The organism is Rubrivivax sp. JA1055 (assembly GCF_020966565.1).
GTDB lineage: Bacteria > Pseudomonadota > Gammaproteobacteria > Burkholderiales > Burkholderiaceae_C > Rubrivivax > Rubrivivax benzoatilyticus.
The window spans coordinates 41,918-58,034 of record NZ_JAJKFP010000006.1; the positions used below are offsets into that span (position 1 = coordinate 41,918).

Consider the following 16,117-nt stretch of genomic DNA (forward strand, 5'->3'; position numbering starts at 1 on the left):
CCCGGGCGTCGTCTGCCGGAACCGGGCCTCGCGGGGCCCGGCCGGCCTTACAGCCCCTGCGGGGTCAGCGCGTAGGGCAGCAGCGGAACCAGGCTGATGGCGAGAATCGCCAGCAGGGCCAGCCGGTCCAGCTGGCGCAGTTCGGTCTCTTTGGCAATGGCAGTTTCGTGACGCATGGCAGTTTCTCCGACGGTAGTGAAGAGGGACGCTAGAGCAGACAAACGCGCCGGTCATTTGGTGACTGCGCAGTCACGAACTATACCTAGCGTTCCTGTCGGGTTCTCGGCGCCCTCTCTTTCCCGTTGGTGGTGTGCGGGTATCGGGCCTGCTGCCGCGTGGCCCGCCGTGCCTGGGAAAGCGAGCTGTTGCACGAGGCTCTTGCGGGAACCTCGGCAAACCGTGCTATAGTGGCGGGCTTACGCCGCCGGTGTAGCTCAGTTGGTAGAGCAGCGCATTCGTAATGCGAAGGTCGGGAGTTCGACTCTCTTCACCGGCACCACATTCGGCCCCGATCCCTCCTAGGACAAGCACTTAGGGCGGCATCGGGGCTTCGTTTTTGTGTCACTCGCCTGTGTCAGTCAACCTCCCGACCGACAAAGCAGACGACGTGCGCGAAACCGGCCTGTACCCACGCGGATCCATCTGGCACGCGTGCGTGGTCATCCCGAAGGATCTCCAGCACCTCTTCGGGAAGTCGCCCCTGAGGCGCTCCCTCAAGACCGAGATCCAGGCCGAAGCGCGACTGAGGCTGCTTCGTTTCCGCGCCGCTGCCTTTCAACACTTCGAGGACGTCCGCGCCGGGCGTGCTACGCCTGATCGGAAGGGCCTGAAGGGTTACCTAGAGCAGGCGCCGCTGACCATGTGACCTGCTCCCCTCCAGCCGTACCAAGGAAAAGGAAGTGAAGTCCGCTCATCAGGAGAATGACGGACATGAGGAAGAGCAAGTTCAGCGAGGAACAGATCATCGGGTTCCTCAAGCAGGCCGAGGCCGGGATGGCGGTGGCGGAGATCTGCCGTCGAGGCGGGTTCAGCGACGCGACGTTCTACAAGTGGCGCTCGAAGTTCGGGGGCATGGAGGCGTCGGACGCCAAGCGGCTGCGTGAGCTCGAGGAAGAGAACGCCAAGCTCAAGAAGCTGCTGGCCGAGGCGCACCTGGACATGCACGCGCTCAAGAGCGTTCTCGGGGTAAAGCGCTAGCCCCACGGGCCAAGCGCGAGGCGATCAGCCGGCTGGTGCAGGAGCACCAGCTGTCAGAGCGCCGAGCGTGTCGTCTCGTGGGGCTCTCCCGCGACAGCTACCGGCATCCAACCGAGGCCGATGCCGCCACACGCGAGCTGGCGGCACGGCCTCGCAACTTCGGGGCGGCTTCTCGCTGGCGGAGGTTGCTCGGCTGTTTGACGGGCCGCTGTTCCGAGAGTACCGACTCCCGGCCGAGGCCAAGGCCGGCCTGGACGCTGCCTACTGGGTGCCATTGCTGGCGCTGCACACCGGCGCCCGAGTCTCCGAACTGTGCCAACTGCGGGTCGACGACATCGGGATGGACGACGGCCTGCATGCGCCTGCCAGCGTGCCGGTGTTGAGGATTCGGCCGGCGCCAACGGAGGCTGGGGCACGACGGAAGGGGGTCAAGACCACATCTTCCATCCGCAAGGTGCCGATCCATCGGGAACTGGTCCGCCTGGGCTTCCTCGATTACGTCGACGCCATCCGGGAGCTTGGCGGAGTCCAGTTGTTTCCGGCCATCAAGGTCCCCGAGCGTTATCAGGCAGGCAACTACTTCTCTTCCTGGTACGCGGGCTACCGTGCGTCGCTGGGCTTCGAGAGGCGGGCAGGCAAGGACGCTCACAACCTCCGACATACCGTCCGTTCTCGGCTGGCCGATGCGTCGGTGCCCGAGGGGGTCATCGACCTCATCCTGGGGCATAGCGGCGGTGAGTCCACCGGCCGCAGGGTGTACACGCATGCGACCGAGAAGCTGGCCGAGTGGATGAACCAGCTGACCTACCCGACCTTGCAGCTCCCCCGGGTCTACGTCCGCCCCGCATGGACACCCAGCGGGGTCCGGGCCGGCGCTTCCGGGGCGTCGGCGTCCCCTGAGCCCAGGCCAGCCGGCCGGCGATCCAGAGCATCGGGCCAGAGGTCGCGTGAAGCGTCCCGCCTGGGTGCCACGAAGAGCATTCCTCCGCAGCTCAGAGCCTCCGGAGGGGCCTCCAACGTGGGTCGGGCATAGCCCGCTCTCCCCGCTGAAGAGTTCGGTCGGGCGACAGTGAAGGCTGGGGGGAACCTAATGGGTTCCTGTAGGGTGCCCTATAGGCTCCCCTCGGTCTCCTCTTCAGGTTCTACCGGGAGAGATGACCATTAGAGATAAACCTAAGAGGAACCCAAAGGGAACCTCTTGGTTGCGGCGAAGCGGGGAGGTCGGCCCTCAGAGGCAAGCGTCGGCATCCCGGACTTGGTGACCTCCGGAGATTCGCGGAAGCACTTTGGCCGTCGTCTTCGACACCGCTCCCCCCGTCGCCTCCAGCAAAGCCCCCGGGCCGGTCGCCTGGACGGATGCCCCCCGGGGCAGTGGTCGAGGCCAGCGGATGCCCGTCCGGGACGAATACAGCCCCTCAGAGCCCCGATCTCTGGTCGGGCAAGGGTTGGGTACTGGGCGCCATCTTCGGCGTTCTATACGGCCCGAGGTCGCGGCGGGCGGCGCTCGGTCTGTCAGAGCCCGAACGCGCTTCCCCCCGTCGAGGATGCCGAGGTGGATCTCGGGGGCACGCTGGGCCAGAAGTTCTAAGTTCTGAGCCGGGCCCAGAGGAGCCCTCTGGGATGGCTCAAAAGGTACTTGATCGCGGCTTGTGAGCTGGTTCAGAATTCGTGTCTATCTTCTGACCCTATTCGAGGATGGCACGCATCGCTTACTACCGGGTCTCGACGGCCGACCAGAGCATCGAAGCTCAAAGGGCCGCAATGGGTGGCGGCTTCGACCGCGAGTTCAAGGACGAGGGCATCAGCGGGGCCGTCCCGGCCGCCCAGCGCCCAGGCTTCGCTGACCTGCTGGGCTACGTCCGTGAGGGCGACTCGGTCCACGTCTACGCGGTGGATCGCCTGGGGCGCGATGCCCTGGACGTTCAGGCCACCGTGCGGCAGCTCATCAAGCGGGGCGTCTCCGTCGAGGTCCGCGGCCTGGGCACGATGGGCGAGGGCGTCGGCGAGCTGATCCTGGCCGTCCTCGCCCAGGTGGCCGACATGGAGCGCCGCCGGATCGCCGAGAGGACCGAGGCGGGCCGGGCGACCGCGAGGGAGCATCTGGAGCGCACTGGACGCACGCACCGGGGCAAGGTGAGCCTGGGGCGGCCGAAGGAGGCCGACGCTTCCGCAGTGGCTCGCTGGCGAACTGAGAACGGGGCCAGCATCGCGGCCACGGCTTCTCACTGGGGACTTTCGGAGAGCACGATTAAGCGGTATTGCGCGGAGTCGGGCAGCGGGCTAAAGGCTGGAATAAGTCAGTCGGTCGCTTGATGGGATGCGGGCACATAGCTCCATGGCAATCAGGTGGCCGGAGGAATATTCCCCACGTTCTCCTCAAGCACTACTGTCATCGCTACCTCTGTAGAGACCTTGTTTACCACATGTCCGCTGCGAGATGTGTACTCAGCGATCGAAAGTCCCATATCGATACCGAAGCGCCATAACGTGATGATCGTGTCGTAGATTTCTCGTGGTGACAGCTTGATGATCTCGCCTGCGCGGAAATCTATGATATGTTCGTCGAGTCGAAGGGTCAGGCTGGATTCTTCGGTAATTTGTATGCCGGGGCGATCAATCTCGGTCTCTGTCCCGGATAGCTTGCCAACGGCAATAGCCTTTGCTCTGAGAAAGCTAATCCTAAATAGGCCGCTTTGGTCGACATCGGCCTCGGTAACCAGCCCGAGTCGATGTACGAGGCAGCGCCTGGCTCGATTGAGGCTCAGGGCAAAACTGGCAGTTGCAGGTCTAACTCCATGTCGACTCGCTAGTCGGTCGATCTTCGTGGGAAAAGGTAGTTTGTGATGCTCGTGGGGCAGCACGTTGAGGACCCTGTCAAGTTCCTCTCCGGTCGCTCGCCCTCGTGTGGCAAGTTCTGTTAAGGCGCAGATCTTGAGGCATTCATCAAGAAACAGAGCTGTCGCTTCAATCGCATCTCGCAGGAACCAACGTACAAGCCAGTCGTGTGCCAAGTTTCGAGCCTCTTCATGGCTCAGTTGTGCTCCATTGGCTGGCTCAAAGGATCCGAAATCTTGTGCCTGCGCAATGTTTTCCGCGCTTACTGTGCTGCACCCGACCTGCAGGACCTTTGTCATGTCGAGTTGGTGTTGCAGTCGGCGAAAATAGTCGCCTTGAAGCGCTATGAGATTGATGTGGAAATGTGCTGTTTCGGTCATCGCGGATGTATTGAGCTATCGATGCTGATCCCATTTGGCGCAGTCGAAGCGACACCAGTTCATTTCACGGGCGCGGGCCGCTGTGGTCAATCATCTCGTCGAGGGAGTGCGCCTGGGTCTGAGCTATGCGGCTTGGCTCCACACGCTTGCCCCTGTTTTTTTTGCGGAGCGATCGGCGCTGTTCGCTCGCACACTTCCAGTGATGGCGGTAGACTCCCCGTGTCACCGGCCTGTGTCACTCGCAGCCCCGGCGGCCAAGCTAAGTGCTTGATTCTTAAGGATCTCGGGCGCTGCGTCGGGGAGTTCGACTCTCTTCACCGGCACCAGACAGCAAAAGGGCCTGGCTTTCAGCCAGGCCCTTTTTGTTTGTCTCGGGCCTCGGCGGCGCGGGGTCAGCGCAGCTCGTCGAGCAGGGCCAGGCCGCCGTCGCGGGCGGCGCTGCGTGCCGCGTCCAGCGTGCGCAGCGTGGCCGCGACGTTCATCGCGTTCGGATAGCGCCGGGCGACGAAGGCGCGCAGCAGACGGTCAGTCGACGCGTCGTAGACCTCGACGGCGTAGCTCAGCGAGCCCGACAGCGTGCCCTGCTCGTCGTTGGCGCTCTTGATCGTGTTGCGGATCAGCCCGAGCGGCAGCAGCTTGGTCAGCGTCGCCAGCACCGGCGTGTTCTTCTCGAAGCCGGTCAGCGTGACACGCACCGCCAGCGTGCGCGGGCCCGGCCGTGCGACCAGCGTGTAGCGGCGGCCGAGCGCCGCCGCGAACGAGGACTGCAGCGTCGCCAGCACCTCGCGCTTGTCGTCGTCGCTGGCGTCGTGAAAGCCGGCATCGTGCCCGGCGTACAGCGCCACCGGCGTCAGCATCACCTGCGAGTAGTCGGCCCAGCGCGTGTCGGGCGCGCGGTAGGACAGCGGCTGGCGCGTGTCGGCAAGGCCGTCGCCGGGGGCGAGTTCGGCGGCCGAGGCCAGCGCCGCGTGCGGCGGCACGACCGCCCGGCTGGCGCAGCCGGCCATGGCGGCGGTGGCGGCCAGCACGGCCAGCACGCCGAGCGAACGTGCGCTGCGGCGCAGGACAGGGCTGTGGGTCATCGTCGGGGTGGGCGCTGCGGCGCGCGCCGCAGTCTGCCCCGCTCCCGTGACCGCCGCGTGGCCGGCGTTCAGACCTTGCGGACGACGACGCTGCCGATCGAGTAGCCGGCGCCGAACGAGCAGATCACGCCCAGGTGGCCGGCCGCCAGGTCGGCGCGGTGCTCGTGGAAGGCGATGATCGAGCCGGCCGACGCGGTGTTGGCGTATTCGTCCAGGATCAGCGGCGCGATGTCGTCGCCGACCTCGTGGTCGACGAGCTTCTTCAGCACCAGCTGGTTCATGCCGACGTTGGCCTGGTGCAGCCAGAAGCGGCGCACCGCGGTCGGCTCGTGGCCCAGCGCGCCCAGGTGGGCGGCGATGTGCGCCGCGGCCATCGGCACCACTTCCTTGAAGACCTTGCGGCCTTCCTGGCGGAACTTCTTGTCGCGTGCGTCGGGGTCGCTGTCCTCGGCCGAGTTCATGAAGCCGAAGTTGTTGCGGATGGCGTTCGAGAACCTGGTCGCCAGCTTGGTGCCCAGCACCTCCCAGCGGTCGGCCGAGGTCGCGGTGTCGGCGGCTTCGACGACGAGCGCGGTGCAGACGTCGCCGAAGATGAAGTGGCAGTCGCGGTCGCGCCACTCGATGTGCGCCGAGGTGATCTCCGGGTTGACGACGAGCACGCAGCGCGCGCTGCCCGACTTCACCGCGTTGACCGCCTGTTCGAGCGCGAAGGTCGCCGACGAGCAGGCGACGTTCATGTCGAAGCCGTAGCCGCCGGCGCCGATGGCGTTCTGGATCTCGATGGCCATCGCCGGGTAGGCGCGCTGCATGTTCGACGCGGCGCACAGCACCATGTCGACGTCGGCGCCGGTCTTGCCGGCCGCGGCCAGCGCCTGGCGCGCGGCGTCGGCGGCGATCTCGGCCATCAGCGACAGCTGCTCGTCGGGCCGCGGCTCGAAGCGCGGGAACATGCGCGCCGGGTCCAGCACGCCGTCCTTCACCAGCACGTAGCGCTGCTTGATGCCCGAGGCCTTCTCGATGAACTCGACGCTGGACGAGGCCATCGGCTGGCGTTCGCCGGCGGCGATGGCGTCGGCGTGGCGTTCGTTCTGCAGCTCGGCGTAGCGGTTGTAGGCCTCGACCAGCTCGGCATTGCTGATGACGTGGGGCGGGCGGTACAGGCCGGTGCCGCTGATGACGACTCGGGTCATGGGTGTGTGTCGGGGTGATGAACGGGCAAACGCGCCAGTGTAGAGCGTGGGCACCGCTGCGGTGCGCGGCCCGCGCGGTGTGCGGGCTCCGGAGCGCGGCCGGCGTGGCGCCGGCGTCTCAGAACGGGCTGGCTCGCCTCAAGCAAGCCCCGTGATCGACTCCCTGAAGCGTTTGAGCGAGATGCCGAACAGCACCGCGCCGATCGCCGCGATCGCCAGCAGCTGCGGCCAGACGACGTCCAGCCCGGCACCGCGGTAGAGCACCGCCTGCGCGGCCGAGACGAAGTGCGTCGTCGGCGCCGCCAGCATCACGTCCTGTACCAGCGCCGGCATGCTCTCGCGCGGCGTCACGCCGCCAGACAGCAGCTGCAGCGGCAGCAGCACCAGCACCAGCAGCATGCCGAAGCGCGGCATCGACCGCGCCAGCGTCGCCAGGAAGATGCCCAGCGAGGTCGTGGCGAACAGGTGCAGCGCGGCGGCCAGCAGGAACACCGCGATCGAGCCTTCGACCGGCACCTGCAGCACGCGCTGCACGACCAGGGCGAGCGCGAACCAGGCCGCCGCCAGCACCACCAGCCCCATAGCCCAGACCTTGGCGACCATGATCTGCGCCGGCGTCACCGGCATCACCAGCAGGTGCTCCAGCGTGCCGTGCTCGCGCTCGCGCAGCAGCGCCGCGCCGGTGAGGATGATCGACAGCATCGTGACGTTGTTGATCAGCTCCATCAGCGAGCCGAACCACATCGACTCCAGGTTCGGGTTGAAGCGCATGCGCAGCGCCAGGTCGACGCCAGTGGCCGCACCGCCGCGCTGGCGGGCGACGAACTCGGCGACCTCGGCGGCGACGATCTGCTGCACGTGGCCGCCGCCGGTGAAGGCCTGGCTGATGCGCGTGGCGTCGATGTTGAGCTGGATCGCCGGCTGGCGCCCGGCGAGCACGTCGCGCTGGAAGCCCGGCGGGATGTCGAGCACGAAGGTGGTGCTGCCGCGGTCCAGCGCCGGGTCGACCTCGGCGATCGTCAGCGGCACCGGCGGGCGGAACTGCGGCGGGTAGAAGGCCTGCGTGATGCGCTGCGACAGCGGCGAGTCGTCCTCGTCGACGATGGCGATGGTGGCGTTGTGCAGCGGCTCGGGCATCGCGGTGGCCGCGGCGTAGATCGCCATCGTGAAGCAGTAGGCGATCAGCACCAGCATCATCGGGTCGCGCAGCAGGCTCCAGAACTCCTTGATGCCCAGGCGGTAGACGGTGGCGAACCAGGCTTTGTTCATCACCGCTCCTGCTTCTTCAGCAGCACCAGGGCCAGCCCCAGCACCACCGGCACGGTGACGGCCAGCGCCCAGTACGACGGCGCCAGGTCGGCCACGTCCAGCCCCTTGGCGAAGATGCCGCGGCTGATCGTCAGGAAGTGCGTCGCCGGGTAGACGCTGCCGATCGCGCGGCCCAGGCCTTCGAGCGAGCTCGTCGGGTGGATCAGGCCGGAGAACTGCACCGCCGGCAGCACGGTCCCGATGATGGTGACGAACATCGCCGCGATCTGCGTGCGCGTGAAGGTCGACGCCAGCAGCCCGAAGCCGGTGGCGATGACGACGAACAGCAGCGCCGCCAGCGCCAGCGACACGAAGCTGCCGGTGATCGGCACGCCGAAGACGGTGACCGCCAGCACGCACATCAGCACGAAGTTCAGCATCGCCAGCAGCACGTAGGGCAGCTGCTTGCCGAGCAGGAACTCGGCGCGTGTGACCGGCGTGACGTAGAGGTTGACGATCGAGCCCAGCTCCTTTTCGCGCACCACCGACAGCGCGGCCAGCATCGCCGGGATCATCAGCAGCAAGAGCGGGATCACCGCCGGCACCATCGCCGGCAGGCTGCGCACGTCGGGGTTGTAGCGGTAGCGCAGCTCGATCGAGCTGGGCGCGGCCAGCGTCGCGCCCAGGCGCTCGCGGGCCTGGGTCGCCAGCCACTGCCGGTGCATCGCCTGCACGTAGCCGCGCACGGTCTCGGCGCGTGTCGGCATCGCGCCGTCGACCCACACGCCCAGCGTCGGCGTGCGCCCGCGCAGCAGGTCGCGTTCGAAGCCGGGCGGGATCTCGACAGCCAGCGCGATCTCGCCAGCGCGCATGCGGCGGTCGATGTCGTCATGGCCGGCCAGCGGCGGTTTCTCGATGAAGTAGCGGCTGCCGGCGATCTGCAGCGCGTAGTCGTGGCTGAGCACGGTGTCGTCGCCGTCGAGCACGGCGAACGGCAGGTCCTCGACGTCCATGCTGATGCCGTAACCGACGATGAACATCAGGATCGCCGTGCCCAGCAGCGCCAGCGTCGCGCGCACCGGGTCGCGGCGCAGCTCCAGCGCCTCGCGCGAGCTGTAGCTCAGCAGCCGTCGCAGGCTGAACCAGGCGTGGCGCGGGGGTGGCTTCGCCGGCTCGGGCAGCGCGGTCGCGGCCGGTTGCGCTGCGGCGGGCGCGGGCGCCGCGGCATCGCCGCCGGCTTCGCGCAGCCAGGCGATGAAGGCCTGCTCCAGCGTCGCGGTGCCGCGCGCCTCGCGCAGCGCCTGCGGCCGGTCGCTGACCAGCACGCGGCCGGCGTGCATCAGCGAGATGCGGTCGCAGCGCTCGGCCTCGTTCATGAAGTGCGTGGAGATGAAGATCGTCACGCGGTCGCGGCGCGCGAGTTCGATCAGCAGCTCCCAGAAGCGGTCGCGCGCGATCGGGTCGACGCCCGAGGTCGGTTCGTCGAGGATCAGCAGCTCGGGGTGGTGCACCATCGCCACCGCCAGCGACAGGCGCTGGCGCATGCCCAGCGGCAGTGTCTCGGGCAGCGTGTCGGCTTCGGCCTGCAGGTCGAAGCGCTCCAGCATCTCGTCGACCCGCGCGGCGATCGTCTCCTCCGGCATCTGGAACAGCCGCGCGTGCAGCACTAGGTTCTGGCGCACCGTCAGCTCGCCGTAGAGCGAAAACGCCTGCGACATGTAGCCGACGCGCCGGCGCGTGCCGATGTCGGCGGCGTCGACCTCGTGGCCGAAGAGCCAGGCCCGGCCTTCGCTGGCCGGCAGCAGGCCGGTCAGGATCTTCATCGTCGTCGACTTGCCGCAGCCGTTGGAGCCGAGGAAACCGAAGATCTCGCCCCGGCGGATGCGGAAGTCGACGTGGTCGACGGCGGTGAAGTCGCCGAAACGCATCGTCAGCCCCTGGGCCTCGATGGCGATCTCGTCCTCGCCGCCTTCGGCCAGCGGCGGCACCTCGACGGCGCGGTGGCCGCGGCGGCGCTCCTCGGGCAGCAGGGCGATGAAAGCCTGTTCCAGCGCCGCGCAGCCGGTGCGCGCGCGCAGCTCGGCCGGCGTGCCGGTGGCCAGCACGCGGCCGCCGTCCATCGCCACCAGCCAGTCGAAACGTTCGGCCTCCTCCATGTAGGCGGTGGCGACGACGACGCTCATCTGCGGCCGGTCGGCGCGCAGCGAGTCGATCAGGTCCCAGAACTGGGCGCGCGACAGCGGGTCGACGCCGGTCGTCGGCTCGTCCAGGATCAGCAGGTCCGGGTCGTGGATCAGCGCGCAGCACAGCGCCAGCTTCTGCTTCATGCCGCCGGAGAGCTTGCCCGCCGGGCGCTCGAGGAAGGGCGCGAGGCCGGTGGCCGCGGTCAGCGAGTCGATGCGCCGGCGGCGCTCGTCGCTGCCGTGGCCGAACAGCCGGCCGAAGAACTGCAGGTTCTCCTCGACCGACAGCGTCGGGTAGAGGTTGCGCCCCAGCCCCTGCGGCATGTAGGCGATGCGCGGGCAGGCGGCGCTGCGGTGCGCGGCGTCGGCCATGTCGCCGCCCAGCACCTGCAGCCGGCCCTGCTGCAGCGCGCGCGCTCCGGCCACCAGCGACAGCAGGCTGGACTTGCCGACGCCGTCGGGGCCGATCAGCCCGACCCGGCAGCCCGCCGGCAAGGCCAGCGACACGTCGGCCAGCGCCTGCACCGCGCCATAGGCCAGCGTCAGGCCTTCGGCGCGGACGACGGGCTCGGTCACGGCTTGACCTTCAGCGCCAGGTGTTCGGGCCAGGGCTGCGCCGGGTCGGTGCGCACCCAGGCGACACCGGGCAGGCCGGTCTTGACCTGATCGCGGTAGCGCTGCAGCAGCTCGGGCGCGATGCGCGCCTTCACGCGGAACATCATCTTCTGGCGCTCGCTGGCCGTCTCCACCGTCTTCGGCGTGAACTGCGCGGTGCTGGCGACGAAGCTGACCTGCGCCGGGATCACCGCGCCGGGCGCGGCGTCGAGCACGATGCGCACCTCCGAACCCAGCGCCAGCCGGCCGGCGGCGGCCTCGGGCACGAAGAAGGTCATGTAGACGTCGGCCAGGTCGACGAGGTTGAGCACCTTGCCGCCGGCGCCGACCACCTCGCCCGGCTGGGCGACGAGGAACTGCACGCGGCCGGCGCGTGGCGCGACGAGCACCGTGTCGTCGAGTTCGGAGCGGATGCGCGCCACCGTGGCGCGCGCCGCCTCGACGGTGGCCAGCGCGCCGTCGACCTGGGTGCGTGCGGCCGCGGCCGCGGCCTCGGCGGCGGCGACCTGGGCGCGCGCGGCGACCAGCGCCGCCTGCACGCCGCGTACACGCGCGTTGTCGTCGTCGACTTCCTGCGCCGACGACGCGCCTTCGGCCTGCAGCGAGGCCGAACGTTCGCGCCGGCGCGTCGCCGCGTCGAGCTCGCTCTCGCGCTGCGCGACCTGGGCCTCGGCGGCGCGCCGGTCGGCTTCGCGCACCGCGACCTTGGCGCGGGCGCTGGCCACCGTGCTCTCGGCCTGCGCCAGCCGCGCCGTCGCCTCATCGTGCTGGGCCTGCAGCGAACTCGTCTGCATCGTCGCCAGCGGCTGGCCGGCGCGCACGAAATCGCCTTCGGCGACGCTGATGCGTTCCACCCGGCCGGCCATCTTGGCGGCGACGTCGATCTCGGTGGCTTCGAGCCGGCCGTTGCCGGACACCAGGCCGGGATCGTCGCCGTTGCCACGCGCCTTCAGCGCGAGCACGGCGACCGCGGCCACCACGGCGGCCAGCACGATCCAGGTCGAGTACTTGCGGAGTGCTGCGTTCATGGCGTGAGGTGATCCGGTTCGGAAGAAGAAGTGGCGGCCGTGCCGCCGCCCAGCGCGGCGAACAGCGCGACGCGGGCGGCCAGCGCGCCGCGCCGGGCCTGCACTTCGGCCTGTTGCGCGGCCAGCAGGTCGCGTTCGGCGTCGAGCACTTCGAGGAAGCTGGAGGAGCCGGTGTCCCAGCGCAGCCGCGCCAGCCGGGCGCGTTCGCGCTGCGCGGCGAGCGCGTCGCCGGCGATGAGCACCTGCTCGTCGACCCAGTGGCGCGCCGACAGCGCGTCGGCGACGTCGCGGAACGCCGCCTGCACGCTCTTCTCGTACTGCGCGACGGCGATGTCGCGCCGCGCCTCGGCGAGATCGAGGTTGCGTGCGCGCAGCCCCCAGTCCCACAGCGGCAGCGCGATCGACGGCGTGAACAGCCATTGCCGGCTGCCGGCCTCGAACAGCCCCGACAGCTCGGCGCTGGCGCTGCCCCACTGGCCGGTCAGCGTGACCTGCGGGAAGAAGGCGGCCCGCGCCGCGGCGACACTGGCGCGGCTGGCGCGCAGCTGGGCCTCGGCGGCGACGAGGTCCGGCCGGCGTTCGAGCAGTGTCGCCGGCAGCCCGGGCGCCAGCGGTGCGAGTGCGGCCAGAGCGTCCAGGCGCGGCAGCGGCTCGGGCAGCTGCGGGCGGGCGCCGGCCAGCAGCGCCAGCGCTTCCAGCTGGGCTGCGCGTTCGCGCTCCAGCGTCGCCACCAGCGACTGCGCCTGCGTCAGCAGCGTGCGCACCTGCAGCAGCGTCAGCTTCGAGCTCGAGCCGACCTCGACGCGGCGGCTGGTGATGCGCAGGCTCTCGCGGCGGCTGGCCACCGTCTCGCGTGCCAGCGCCAGGCGTTCGTCCAGTTCGCACAAGCCGAAGTAGCCGTCGGCGACCTGGGCGACGAGCTGCAGCTCGACGGCGCGGCGTGCGGCCTCGCTGGCCAGCCAGCGTTCACGCGCGCTGTCCGACAGCGCGCGCAGGCGGCCGAAGAGGTCGACTTCCCAGCTCGAGAAGCCGAGGCCGGCGCTCTGCGCGCCGGCCGTGCCGGCCTGGCGCGTCAGGCTCAGGTCGGCCGGCGTGTGGTAGCGGATGCCGCGCGACTGCAGGGCTATCGTCGGCCCTTCGTCGGCGCGCTGCAGCCCATAGCCGGCGGCGGCTTCGTCGACGCGCCGCGCGGCGATGCGCAGGTCGCGGTTGTTCGCCAGGGCCTGGGCGATCAGCGCCTGCAGGCCGGGTTCGGCGAAGTACTCGCGCCAGCCCGGCACGGTGGCGCCGGCGTCGGCGGCGCGGATCACGCCGGGCGGCGCGGCCGGCGGCACCGGCGGTGCGCCGCGGTCGGGTGGTGCGGCGCAGCCGGCGGCCAGTGCGGCGAGCGCCAGCGCGGCCAGTGGCCGGCGCGGCACACGGCGGGGTACGGCATCCGCCAGGGTTCGGATCATGCGAAGTCCTTCCTCGGAGATGGATCTTAGCGACTCACGAGTCGTTAGTGAACCGTGGCCCTGGCCGCGAGATAACATTGCGCGATGGAACCCGCCCAGGCCCCCGCCAGCGCGCCGCGCCGCCGGCTGTCGCCCGAGGTCCGCGTCCAGCAGATCCTCGACGCGGCGCTGGTGGAGTTTTGTGAACGCGGCTACGGCGACACGCGCATGGACGACATCGCCCGCCGTGCCGGCCTGTCCAAGGGCGGGCTGTACGCGCACTTCGACAGCAAGGACGCGGTGTTCGAGGCGCTGCTGCGGCGTTCGCTGGCGATGCCCTCGCTGGAGGGCATGCCCGAACCCGACGCCCGCGTGCCGACACGCGAGTTCGCGGCCTGGCTGGTGGACCGGCTGTACGCCCAGATCGCCGACCCGGCCGGCCTGCGCGTGCTGTGGCTGATGATCGCCGAGCGCGAGCGTGTCGGCCATCTGCTGGAGCTCTGGGACCGCCAGGTCATCGGCCCGTACGAGGCGGTGCTGCAGCGTGCGCTGGCCGCGCGCGAGGCCGCCGGCGCCACGCCCAGCGTGCTGTCGCGGGCGCCGTGGCTGGCCTTGTCGCCGCTGATCCACGCGACGATGCGCGAGCTCGTCATCCGCGCGCCCGGTGCGGCCGAGATGGCGCAGTGGCGTCAGGCCCACGAGGACCTGCTGGTCGAGCTGCTGGACCCGGCGTCGCGGCTGGCGCGCTGAGCGCCGCGGCGCACCGCCGGGCCGCCCTTATCCTCCGCCGCCATGCTTGCACCGCTGCCGCTGGACGTCGCCACGACCTGGGTGCTGGTCGGACTGATCCACCTCGGCCTGGCGGCCGCGGTCTGGACCGTGCTGACCGGGCGCCACGACCGCCGCAGCACGCTGCTGTGGTGCGCCGGCTCGGCGATGGCCGGCGTGATGATGCTGGTCTACGCCGCGCGCGGGGCGCTGCCGCACCTGCCGGCGATCGTCGCCGCCAACATCTTCGGTTATGCCGGCTTCGCGCTGCGCTGGGCGGCGCTGCACCGTGAACGCGAGCGGCCGCTGCCCTGGGGCACGCTGGCGGCGCTGGTGACGCTGGCCTGCACGGCGGTGCCGCTGCTCGACGCGGTCGACCCACGCTGGCGTGTGCTCGGCAACCTGGCGTTCAACACCCTGGCCTCGCTGGCGCTGTGGCACGAGGCGCGGGCCTTGAGCCGTGCGCGGGCCAGCCGCAGCGCGGCGATGGTGGGCTGGGCCTACGGGGTCGTCGCGCTGCTGCTGCTGGCGCGGCTGGCCGCCGTCTTCAGCGGCCTCGGCGCCAGCCCCAGCCAGCTGGCGACGGCTTTCGACACCGAGCTGCTGCTGCTGGCCTGGATGCTGACGGCGTTGTGGGCCAACCTGGGTTACGTCGGCTTCGCGATCGAGATGGCCGAACGCCGGGCGCGGCTGCGCGGCGCCCAGCTCGCCGAAGTCACCGAGCAGCGTGAACTGGCCGAGCAGCAGGCGCAGGCGTTGCGTGCGCTGTCCGACGAGCGCCAGGAGCTGCTGCGCGTGATCTCGCACGAGGTGCGCCAGCCGCTGCACAACGCCCAGGCCGTGCTGCAGGGCGTGGCCGATGCGATGCACGGCGCGGTGCCGGCGGTGCCCGGGCTGGACCGCGCGCGCCGGGTGCTGCGCGAGATCACGCGTTCGCTGGACAACACGCTGGCCGTGTCGACGCGGATGATCGAGGACCGCGCGCCGCCGCTGCGCGACACCGATCTGGACATGCTGGTCGGCCTCGTGCTCGGCGACCTGCCCGAGGAGGAGCGCCCGCGGGTTCGCCTGCAGCGCGACAGCGCCGTGCGCACCGCGGCGATGGACGTCGGGCTGATGCGTCTGGCGCTGCGCAACGTGCTCGCCAACGCGCTGGCCTACGCGACGCCGGGCACGCCGGTGACGCTGCGCATCGTCGACAGCGAGGAGCCGCTGGCGGTGGTCTTCGAGGTTGCCGACGAGGGGCCCGGCATCGCGCCGGCGCTGCTGCCGCGGGTGTTCGAACGCGGCGTGCGTGGCCGCCACGACGTGCACGGCCAGGGGCTGGGGCTGTTCATCGTGCGCCGCGCGCTGCAGCTGCAGGGCGGCACGGCCGAGGTGCGCAGCGATGCTGGCGGCAGCGTCTTCACGCTGACCGTGCCGCAGGGGCAGGAGGACGGCGGCTGACGCGCCGCCGCCAAGGCCTCAAAGCGACTTCAGCGGCGCGCGGAAGACGTAGCCGATGCGCGGCTCGGACTGCAGCGGCACCAGGCTGGTCGAGGCCTTCTCGATGCGCCGGCGCAGACGGTAGATCGTCGCGTGCAGCGTGTTGTCCAGCGTGCTGGTGTTGTCGCGGCCCAGGCGCTGGATCAGCGTGTCGCGTGTCACGACGCCGCCCTCGGCGTCGAGAAAGCAGCGCAGCACCGCGAGGTCGGTGTCGCTCAGCTCGACCCGGGCGCCGTCCGGGGCCTGCAGCTGCGCGGCGCGCAGGTCGACGACCCAGCTCTGGTCGCGCTGGCCGCGCATCACGGCGCGGCGCTGCAGCGCGCGGATGACGAGCAGGATCTGCTCCATCGAGACCGGCTTCTCGAGGTACATGTCGGCGCCGGCGTCGACGACGGTGGCGAAGGTCGACGCGCCGACCTTGCCCGAGACGACGAGCACGCCGGCGTCGGTGCGCCGGCGCAGGATGCGGATCAGCTCCTCGCCGACGACGCCGGGCAGCATCAGGTCGATGACGTAGAAGTCCCAGCCGAACGGCGATTCGCTGGCCAGCAGGTCGTTGCTGTCGGCGAACACCCGGACCTCGACCCCCTCGCGGCGCAGGAAGGCGGCGAAGGTGTCGGTGAAGTCGGCGTCGTCGTCGACGAGGGCGATCGTCTTGGGCAGCATGGTCTGG

At 70.0% G+C, this 16,117-nt stretch carries 14 protein-coding genes, 1 tRNA gene and 1 pseudogene; 7 read left to right on the plus strand and 9 right to left on the minus strand.

The window, feature by feature from the left end; genetic code table 11:
* Positions 1–47: 47 nt before the first annotated feature.
* Positions 48–176 (minus strand): hypothetical protein, encoded by a 129-nt coding sequence (locus LOC65_RS19350; RefSeq protein ID WP_009857462.1) that lies wholly within the window; start codon positions 174–176, stop codon positions 48–50.
* A 247-nt stretch (positions 177–423) separates the two neighbouring features.
* Here LOC65_RS19350 and LOC65_RS09640 point away from each other — a divergent pair.
* From LOC65_RS09640 to LOC65_RS09660, 5 genes and pseudogenes are all read left to right on the plus strand, one after another.
* Positions 424–499, plus strand: a tRNA-Thr gene (locus LOC65_RS09640).
* Between the two features lie 108 nt (positions 500–607).
* Positions 608–865, plus strand: coding sequence for a DUF6538 domain-containing protein (locus tag LOC65_RS09645; protein WP_230247340.1), 258 nt, complete (start codon positions 608–610; stop codon positions 863–865).
* A gap of 65 nt (positions 866–930) precedes the next feature.
* Positions 931–1,385, plus strand: a pseudogene (locus LOC65_RS09650) (transposase); the annotation flags it as partial.
* Positions 1,386–1,471: 86 nt separating this feature from the next.
* Positions 1,472–2,230 carry a site-specific integrase gene (locus tag LOC65_RS09655; RefSeq protein ID WP_230247341.1) on the plus strand — a complete coding sequence of 253 codons (759 nt, stop codon included), beginning with the start codon at positions 1,472–1,474 and terminating at the stop codon, positions 2,228–2,230.
* Between the two features lie 662 nt (positions 2,231–2,892).
* Complete coding sequence (locus tag LOC65_RS09660) at positions 2,893–3,510, plus strand: recombinase family protein (RefSeq protein WP_230247342.1); 618 nt, start codon at positions 2,893–2,895, stop codon at positions 3,508–3,510.
* 29 nt (positions 3,511–3,539) lie between these two features.
* Here the strand turns inward: LOC65_RS09660 and LOC65_RS09665 are convergent, their stop codons facing one another.
* The 7 genes from LOC65_RS09665 to LOC65_RS09695 form a co-directional block, all read right to left on the minus strand.
* Positions 3,540–4,412, minus strand: coding sequence for a hypothetical protein (locus tag LOC65_RS09665; RefSeq protein ID WP_230247343.1), 873 nt, complete (start codon positions 4,410–4,412; stop codon positions 3,540–3,542).
* A 392-nt stretch (positions 4,413–4,804) separates the two neighbouring features.
* The gene (locus tag LOC65_RS09670; protein WP_230247344.1) at positions 4,805–5,494 is read right to left on the minus strand and encodes a DUF3313 domain-containing protein; all 690 of its coding nucleotides are present in this window, start codon (positions 5,492–5,494) and stop codon (positions 4,805–4,807) included.
* Positions 5,495–5,562: 68 nt separating this feature from the next.
* Positions 5,563–6,684: a beta-ketoacyl-ACP synthase III gene (locus tag LOC65_RS09675; RefSeq protein ID WP_230247345.1), complete on the minus strand. Its 1,122-nt coding sequence runs from the start codon at positions 6,682–6,684 to the stop codon at positions 5,563–5,565.
* 138 nt (positions 6,685–6,822) lie between these two features.
* Positions 6,823–7,953, minus strand: coding sequence for an ABC transporter permease (locus tag LOC65_RS09680; protein WP_230247346.1), 1,131 nt, complete (start codon positions 7,951–7,953; stop codon positions 6,823–6,825).
* Positions 7,953–10,691 (minus strand): ribosome-associated ATPase/putative transporter RbbA, encoded by a 2,739-nt coding sequence (gene rbbA, locus LOC65_RS09685; protein WP_230247347.1) that lies wholly within the window; start codon positions 10,689–10,691, stop codon positions 7,953–7,955. The genes LOC65_RS09680 and rbbA overlap by 1 nt, the downstream gene beginning before the upstream one ends.
* Complete coding sequence (locus LOC65_RS09690; RefSeq protein WP_230247348.1) at positions 10,688–11,758, minus strand: HlyD family secretion protein; 1,071 nt, start codon at positions 11,756–11,758, stop codon at positions 10,688–10,690. The genes rbbA and LOC65_RS09690 overlap by 4 nt, the downstream gene beginning before the upstream one ends.
* Complete coding sequence (locus tag LOC65_RS09695) at positions 11,755–13,212, minus strand: efflux transporter outer membrane subunit (protein ID WP_230247349.1); 1,458 nt, start codon at positions 13,210–13,212, stop codon at positions 11,755–11,757. Before LOC65_RS09695 ends, LOC65_RS09690 begins: the two co-directional genes overlap by 4 nt.
* Positions 13,213–13,296: 84 nt before the next feature.
* Here LOC65_RS09695 and LOC65_RS09700 point away from each other — a divergent pair, with 84 nt between their 5' ends.
* Positions 13,297–13,941 carry a TetR/AcrR family transcriptional regulator gene (locus LOC65_RS09700; protein WP_009856386.1) on the plus strand — a complete coding sequence of 215 codons (645 nt, stop codon included), beginning with the start codon at positions 13,297–13,299 and terminating at the stop codon, positions 13,939–13,941.
* A gap of 42 nt (positions 13,942–13,983) precedes the next feature.
* Positions 13,984–15,405, plus strand: coding sequence for a sensor histidine kinase KdpD (locus LOC65_RS09705; RefSeq protein WP_009856387.1), 1,422 nt, complete (start codon positions 13,984–13,986; stop codon positions 15,403–15,405).
* Positions 15,406–15,423: 18 nt separating this feature from the next.
* Here the strand turns inward: LOC65_RS09705 and LOC65_RS09710 are convergent, their stop codons facing one another.
* The gene (locus LOC65_RS09710; RefSeq protein ID WP_230247350.1) at positions 15,424–16,110 is read right to left on the minus strand and encodes a response regulator transcription factor; all 687 of its coding nucleotides are present in this window, start codon (positions 16,108–16,110) and stop codon (positions 15,424–15,426) included.
* Positions 16,111–16,117 lie beyond the last annotated feature (7 nt).

Coding starts and splice junctions, on each gene's coding strand:
- LOC65_RS09670 (WP_230247344.1), bottom strand. CDS start 5,494: ATGACCCACAGCCCTGTCCTGCGCCGCAGCGCACGTTCGCTCGGCGTG.
- LOC65_RS09695 (WP_230247349.1), bottom strand. CDS start 13,212: ATGATCCGAACCCTGGCGGATGCCGTACCCCGCCGTGTGCCGCGCCGG.
- LOC65_RS09700 (WP_009856386.1), top strand. CDS start 13,297: ATGGAACCCGCCCAGGCCCCCGCCAGCGCGCCGCGCCGCCGGCTGTCG.
- LOC65_RS09660 (WP_230247342.1), top strand. CDS start 2,893: ATGGCACGCATCGCTTACTACCGGGTCTCGACGGCCGACCAGAGCATC.
- LOC65_RS09690 (WP_230247348.1), bottom strand. CDS start 11,758: ATGAACGCAGCACTCCGCAAGTACTCGACCTGGATCGTGCTGGCCGCC.
- LOC65_RS09710 (WP_230247350.1), bottom strand. CDS start 16,110: ATGCTGCCCAAGACGATCGCCCTCGTCGACGACGACGCCGACTTCACC.
- LOC65_RS09665 (WP_230247343.1), bottom strand. CDS start 4,412: ATGACCGAAACAGCACATTTCCACATCAATCTCATAGCGCTTCAAGGC.
- LOC65_RS09705 (WP_009856387.1), top strand. CDS start 13,984: ATGCTTGCACCGCTGCCGCTGGACGTCGCCACGACCTGGGTGCTGGTC.
- LOC65_RS19350 (WP_009857462.1), bottom strand. CDS start 176: ATGCGTCACGAAACTGCCATTGCCAAAGAGACCGAACTGCGCCAGCTG.
- LOC65_RS09675 (WP_230247345.1), bottom strand. CDS start 6,684: ATGACCCGAGTCGTCATCAGCGGCACCGGCCTGTACCGCCCGCCCCAC.
- LOC65_RS09680 (WP_230247346.1), bottom strand. CDS start 7,953: ATGAACAAAGCCTGGTTCGCCACCGTCTACCGCCTGGGCATCAAGGAG.